This is a genomic window from Terriglobia bacterium, from assembly GCA_036496425.1.
Taxonomy (GTDB): Bacteria; Acidobacteriota; Terriglobia; order 20CM-2-55-15; family 20CM-2-55-15; genus 20CM-2-55-15.
Genome location: DASXLG010000319.1, coordinates 1 through 6,478 on the forward strand (window position 1 = coordinate 1; position 6,478 = coordinate 6,478).

The 6,478-nt window shown below is 58.3% G+C and carries 5 protein-coding genes; 1 reads left to right on the forward strand and 4 read right to left on the reverse strand.

Annotation, left to right across the window (positions count from 1 at the left end):
- Nucleotides 1–3: 3 nt before the first annotated feature.
- The 4 genes from gcvPB to gcvT form a co-directional block, all read right to left on the reverse strand.
- Entirely contained in the window at nt 4–1,488 is a 1,485-nt protein-coding gene (gene gcvPB, locus VGK48_23200; protein HEY2384092.1) for an aminomethyl-transferring glycine dehydrogenase subunit GcvPB, read from the reverse strand.
- Nucleotides 1,489–1,735: 247 nt separating this feature from the next.
- On the reverse strand, nt 1,736–3,052 hold the full coding sequence (gene gcvPA, locus VGK48_23205; protein HEY2384093.1) for an aminomethyl-transferring glycine dehydrogenase subunit GcvPA: 1,317 nt from the start codon (nt 3,050–3,052) through the stop codon (nt 1,736–1,738).
- A 99-nt stretch (nt 3,053–3,151) separates the two neighbouring features.
- Complete coding sequence (gene gcvH / locus VGK48_23210; protein ID HEY2384094.1) at nt 3,152–3,532, reverse strand: glycine cleavage system protein GcvH; 381 nt, start codon at nt 3,530–3,532, stop codon at nt 3,152–3,154.
- 1 nt (nt 3,533) lies between these two features.
- Nucleotides 3,534–4,631, reverse strand: a complete 1,098-nt coding sequence (gcvT, locus tag VGK48_23215; protein HEY2384095.1) for a glycine cleavage system aminomethyltransferase GcvT — start codon at nt 4,629–4,631, stop codon at nt 3,534–3,536.
- A 33-nt stretch (nt 4,632–4,664) separates the two neighbouring features.
- On the opposite strand from gcvT, the gene VGK48_23220 reads away from it, so the two are divergent.
- On the forward strand, nt 4,665–6,470 hold the full coding sequence (locus tag VGK48_23220) for a long-chain fatty acid--CoA ligase (protein ID HEY2384096.1): 1,806 nt from the start codon (nt 4,665–4,667) through the stop codon (nt 6,468–6,470).
- Nucleotides 6,471–6,478: the final 8 nt, after the last annotated feature.

Sequence of the window (6,478 nt, forward strand, 5' to 3'; positions counted from 1 at the left end):
CGGCTACTCTTCCGGTTTCCACCGGAGAACCGGCCGGCGTGCAGCGCCGGCTTCATCGATTCGTCCGATCCGCGTGGTGTGCGGCGCGGCCTTGACGAATTCCGGCTGCTCTTCCGCTTCTTTAGCAATGGCCAGCATCGCATCGATGAAGGCATCGAGCTCCTGTTTGCTCTCGGTTTCGGTCGGTTCGATCATGATGGCGCCGGAGACGATCAGCGGAAAGGAAACTGTCGGCGGATGGAAACCATAATCCATCAGGCGCTTCGCCATGTCCCAGACATGAACATCGTGGTGGGCTTGCCGCCGGTCTGAAAACACGACCTCGTGCAGAGTCGGCGAATCGTAAGGCAGCGCGAAGGCAGCTTTCAGTTTGGCGCGGATATAGTTCGCGTTGAGGACCGCCACTTCCGAGACTTCCTTTAAGCCTTCGGGTCCATTGGCGAGGATGTAGCACAGCGCCCGGACATGCATACCGAACTGGCCGTTGTACGCTTTGATCTTGCCGATCGATTGTGGGCGGTCGTAATCAAAGAACAGCGTGCCATCAGTCTTTCCGCCGATGACCGGATACGGCAGAAACGGCTCGAGGATTTTCTTGACCACGACTGGGCCGGCGCCCGGCCCGCCGCCGCCGTGGGGCGTCGTGAAGGTTTTGTGCAGGTTGATGTGCAGAACATCAATGCCGAAATCTCCGGGGCGCGTGATGCCCATCATGGCATTGAGGTTTGCACCATCCATGTACACAAGCGCGCCGTGGGAATGGAGCAGGAGCGCGATCTCTCCGATCTCCGCTTCGAAGATGCCGAGCGTATTGGGATTCGTAATCATGATCGCCGCGACGTCTTCGTTGACGGCTTTCCGGAGCGCTGCGAGATCCACCGTTCCTTGAGCGTTTGACGGAACGCTTTCCACGGCATAACCCGAAATGGCCGCGCTGGCGGGATTCGTACCGTGAGCGGAGTCGGGAATCAGGATCTTCTTACGCGGATTGCCTCGCGACTCATGGTAGGCCCGAATCATCAGAATGCCGGTGAGCTCGCCATGAGCGCCGGCCGCAGGCTGGAGCGTAACGGCGTCCATGCCGCTGATCTCGGCAAGACAGGACTCGAGCGTTTTCTGGATGTCGAGTGAGCCCTGAATCCTTCCGGCCGGTGCGTAAGGATGAGCCTGGATGAAGCCCTCCAGGCGCGCCATGCGCTCGTTGATTTTCGGGTTGTACTTCATGGTGCACGAGCCGAGAGGGTAAAGGCCGAGGTCGATGTGATAGTTCCAGGTCGAGAGGCGCGTAAAATGGCGGATCACATCGACTTCGGAAAGCTCCGGCATGCCCGGTATTTCCGCGCGCAGCAGCTCGGGCTCGATGAGTTCTTTGATGTCACGATGTGGAACATCCAACGCCGGCAGATCGAAAGCCCGGCGGCCGGGAGATCCTTCTTCGAACACGATGCGTTCGTTGAGGGAGAAGTGCGTGGAAACGCGCTTGCTCATAGTGGAGCTCTCAGCCGAAGATGGATATTCCCCGCCTTTCCAAGGCGGGGTGGCTGCGCCCTTAACAAAATGGTCCCGATCCTTTGGGCGCAGACGGGGCGGTTAGTAACTTCCATCAACAAATGAGGTGCGCTTCGCGGTTCGTCGACAACCGCTATTACTGCTTCGCCCTGTCGGGCTCGCGCTTCGCGCCCGCCCGTCCCTCCGACTTTTCTGCCTACCAACATTTCGCTCCATTCCGCGTTGGTCATGCGAAGCCTTTCACCATGGCGTCAATCTGCTCGCGGCGCGCGGTCTCCGTCACGCAGAGAAGCACCGCATGTCCGAGTTCCGGATAAAACCGTGAAAGCGACAATCCCGCAGGCGGCTGTTCCCGGTCATACTCGATGACGAACTCGTTGAAACGCGGAGCGGGGAACAGGACACGCCGCCTAGTTTCCTTTTGTATCTGATCGCCCGCGTAGGCGGTCTTCGCTATGTTCTGCTCGCAGACCTCGCGCAATCCTTTGGGGCCGACGGCGGCCAGATAGATCGTCGCCATCAGCGCACAAAGCGATTGATTGGTGCAGATGTTGGAAGTCGCTTTCTCCCGCCGGATGTGCTGTTCGCGGGTGGAAAGGGTCAAGACGAATCCGCGCCGGCCCGCGTAATCCTTTCCCATGCCGACGAGCCTTCCCGGCATCTGTCTGACGAATCGTTCCCGAGTCGCCATGAAACCCAGATGCGGACCGCCGAAACTCGGCGGCACTCCGAACGATTGAGCTTCGCCGACCACGATGTCCGCCGTTCTTTTTTCCGAAGCATCTTCGCCGGGCGCTTTCAGCAGTCCGAGCGAAACAGCCTCGCAGACATTTACGATGGAAAGGGCCTCATAGCGATGCGCCAGTTCGCAGATGTCGTGCGTCTTTTCAAGCGTTCCGAAGAAATTCGGCGACTGCACCACCACTGCCGCCGTGCCGCCCTTTTGTAGCTGCGCCTCGAGTTTTTCCGGATCCATCCGGCCGTCCGGCGTGTATTCGATGAGCTCGATGCCGATGCCGAGGTTTTTCGCGTAGGTTTCAACCACCGCGCGATATTCCGGATGAACCGTCCTTGCCAGCAGAAATCGATCTTTTTTGGCGAGCCGATGCGCCATCAGGACGGCTTCAGCGAGTCCGGTGCTTCCGTCATAGAGCGAAGCATTGGCGACTTCCATTCCCGTAAGCTGCGCGATGTAGGTTTGAAATTCGAAGATTGCCTGCAGGGTGCCCTGCGCGAGCTCCGCCTGGTACGGTGTGTATGCCGTGTAGAACTCCGAACGGGAAATCAGCGCGTCGATGACGATCGGGATGTAATGGCTGTAGATGCCGGCGCCGATGAACAGTGGACTGGCGTTGGCATCCTTCGCGGCGCGGGCCTGGAAGTATTCGATCAGCTCCGGCTCGGTGAGCGCCTTTGGAATATCGAGAAGCCGTCTGAGCCTGAGCTTGCCCGGGATTCCCGAAAAAAGAGAATCGACGGAAGCGAGGCCGGCTTCCGCGAGCATCTGCTGCCGGTCGGCCGCCGAGTTCGGGATGTATCGCATCAGGGATTTGTAGCCGCAGATGACGCGGATGACGCAGATGGGCGCGGCGAAGGGTCTGTTGACGCGCCCATCTGCGTCATCCGCGTCATCTGCGGCTAATTATTCTTCTTTCGTGAATTCGTCGTATTTCCGGGCGGACATCAGACCAACTGTCTCGTTCTTGTCCTTCAGGCGTACCCGCATCATCCAGCCGACGCCGTAAGGGTCGGCGTTGATTTTTTCCGGGCCGGAGGCGAGGTCTTCATTGATCTCGACCACTTCTCCGGAGACCGGCATGAAAAGTTCCGAGACAGCCTTGACGGATTCGACGCTGCCGAACGTGGCGCCGGAGTCGAAAGTGGCGCCGGGCTTCGGCAGTTCGATGTAAACGACATCCCCGAGTTCCTGCTGAGCGTGATCGGTGATGCCGATGGTGCCGATCTCGCCGTCCATCCGAAGCCATTCGTGTTCCTTCGTATACAAGAGGTCCGTAGGCGTCATGCTAGCTCTCCGCGCGTTTATAGAAAGGGGTACGTATGATTCGAGCCTCGGACAGTTTGCTGCGAACGCTGATCTGAAACGTCGTTCCTATGGATGCGTGCTCAGCGGGCAGGTACGCCAGGCCGATGTTTTTTTTAAGAGTAATGGACGGCGAGCCGCTGGTGACATGGCCCACTTCCCGGTTGTGGATAAACGCGGGATAGTGATCTCGCGCGATATCGCGTCCAAGCATTTCAAATCCGACCAGTCTGCGCCTGACGCCCTCTTTTTTCTGCTTCAACAGCGCGTCGCGGCCGATAAATTCACCTTTTTCGAGTTTCACGATCCATCCGAGCCCTGCTTCGAGCAAAGAGGTGGTGCCGTCCATGTCATTTCCGTACAGAAGCATCCTGGCTTCAAGACGGAGAGTGTTTCTGGCGCCAAGTCCAGCCGGCAACAAACCGGAAGACGCGCCGGCGTCGAGCAGTCCTTTCCAAACGGGCTCGGAACCTTCGGCGGAACAGTACAGCTCAAAGCCGTCCTCACCAGTGTAGCCGGTGCGGGAAACAATTGCATCCACCTTGAGCACCTTGCCGCGGGTGAAGTGATAGGGCGCCAGGCTGTCGAGCGGAATGTCCGTAAGGGGTTGAAGGATGGTTGCGGCTTTCGGTCCTTGCAACGCAAGGAGCGCGGTTTCATCGCTGATATTTTCGACCGAGGCATCGAGCCGGTTATGCGACTCGATCCATTCGAAATCTTTTCCAGTGTTGGAGGCGTTCACCACGATCATGAAGTTTTCGGCGTTGTGCCTGTAGACGAGGACGTCGTCGACGACGCCGCCATGCGGATACGCCAGCGCCGAGTATTGGGCTTGCCCGTCTGCCAATCGCGTCACGTCGTTTGTGGTGAGATGTTGAATCAGGTCGAGAGCCTCGGGCCCGCGGACTTCGAACTCGCCCATATGGCTGACGTCGAACAGTCCCGCGGTGGTCCGCACCGCCGTATGTTCTCGGGCGATGCCGCTGTATTCGACCGGCATTTCCCACCCGCCGAATGGAATTAATCGTGCTCCGAGCCCTTTGTGCACTGCAAAAAGAGGAGTTCTTTTGTTGGGCGACAAGCGTTCTTCCTCGTCTAATAGATCGGTGCAATTATGTTAAACGAAGATGCGGGAATCCTGGTAAGCGATGGAAGGACTCGCACATCAGCTGCAATTTCAACGATTCCCGGCCTGCTTCTGCACTCCGCGGAGCTGCACCGCAAATCCGCCGCATTCAAGTTCAAAAGAAACGGACAATGGATCGATGTTTCCACCGATGAGTTCCTTTTGCGCGTTGAGGAACTGTTCTTCGCGCTGCTGTCTCTCGGATTGAAGGCCGGCGACCGCGTCGCCATTATCTCGGAAACCCGCCTGGAATGGGCCATTGCCGATTACGCCGCGCTTGCGGCCGGAGCCGCGACGGTGCCGGTTTATCCCACCTTGTCGGCGGCAGAGATGGAAACGCTGCTGCGCGATTCCGGGCCCCGGTTCATTTTTGTTTCTTCGATCGCTCTGGTTGAGAAGATCTGGCCCGGCCTCCCCCGTCTGCCGGTTCGCCATATTGTTGCTTTCGACCCCGGCGTCTATCCGCCGGGAGTGATACCGCTCGATACACTATACGAAATGGGACGGCAATGCAGGCGCCCCGGAGCATTTCGACGTTCGGCACTCAATATCGATTCAGAGCAACTTGCCACCATTATTTATACTTCCGGTACCACCGGTGTTCCCAAGGGGGCAATGCTCACCCATCGGAACCTGGTATCCAACATCCTGGCAACCAGCGAACGCCTGCCGCTCCGGGAAGCCGATATCAGTCTATCCTTTCTTCCGCTTTCGCACATTTTCCAAAGGCACGTCGATTATGGATGCGTCTATGCCGGTGTCACAATCGCTTACGCCCAGAGCGGCGTCACGGTCTCGGATGATTTGAGGGAGGTGCGGCCGACGTTTGCCGCCGGAGTGCCGAGGTTCTTTGAAAAACTCTACGGGCGGGTTTTCTCGGAGGTTGGGCACAGCCCCGCTGTGCTGCGGATGATTTTCGAGCGCGCCCTCCAGATCGGCAAAGAACATCTCCAGACCGAGCAGAGTTCGCTCGCCTACCGGGCTGCGGATCGCGCCGTGTTTCAAAAGATCCGCGCCCGGCTTGGCGGCAGAATCCGGTTCTTCATTTCCGGCGGCGCCGCCTTGGATGCGCACATTGCCGAATTCTTCTGGTCGGTCGGCCTGCCGATTTACGAAGGCTATGGCCTCAGCGAGACCTCTCCGGTCATTACGCTGAACGGGCCCGGCTGTATGCGAATCGGCTCGGTCGGACGCGTGCTCGGAGACCAGGAAGTCCGGGTTTCCGAAGATGGTGAGATCCTTGTGCGCGGCTCGAACGTGATGCAAGGGTACTATCACCTGGAACACGAAACCGAGGAAGCGCTGGCCGGCGGCTGGTTTCACACCGGAGACATCGGCAAGATCGATCCGGAAGGTTATCTGAGGATCACAGACCGCAAAAAGGATCTGCTGGTCACATCCAGCGGCAAGAATGTGGCGCCCCAGCCGATCGAAAACCGGTTAAAGCTGATCCCGTACTTCGAGAATGTCGTCGTGGTCGGCGATCATCGGAATTTCATCTCCGCTCTGATCGTTCCCAACTATGAAGCCCTCGGCGCATACGCCCGTGTGCATCACATTCCATTCGACGATCCCGCCGAGTTGACTCATTTGCCCGAGATCTACGAGCTCGCCATGAAACAGATCCAGGAGCGGACGCAGGATCTCGCGCCGTTCGAGAAAATCAAGAAGATATCCTTTCTGGAGCAGGAGTTCTCGATCGACGGCGGCGAGTTGACACCGACCCTGAAAGTCCGCCGCTCGGCCATCGAGAAGAAGTACCAGGCCGCGATTAACGCCCTTTATGCGGCCTGATTTCTACG

Coding starts and splice junctions, on each gene's coding strand:
- gcvPB (HEY2384092.1), bottom strand. CDS start 1,488: ATGAGCAAGCGCGTTTCCACGCACTTCTCCCTCAACGAACGCATCGTG.
- gcvPA (HEY2384093.1), bottom strand. CDS start 3,052: ATGCGATACATCCCGAACTCGGCGGCCGACCGGCAGCAGATGCTCGCG.
- gcvH (HEY2384094.1), bottom strand. CDS start 3,532: ATGACGCCTACGGACCTCTTGTATACGAAGGAACACGAATGGCTTCGG.
- VGK48_23220 (HEY2384096.1), top strand. CDS start 4,665: ATGTTAAACGAAGATGCGGGAATCCTGGTAAGCGATGGAAGGACTCGC.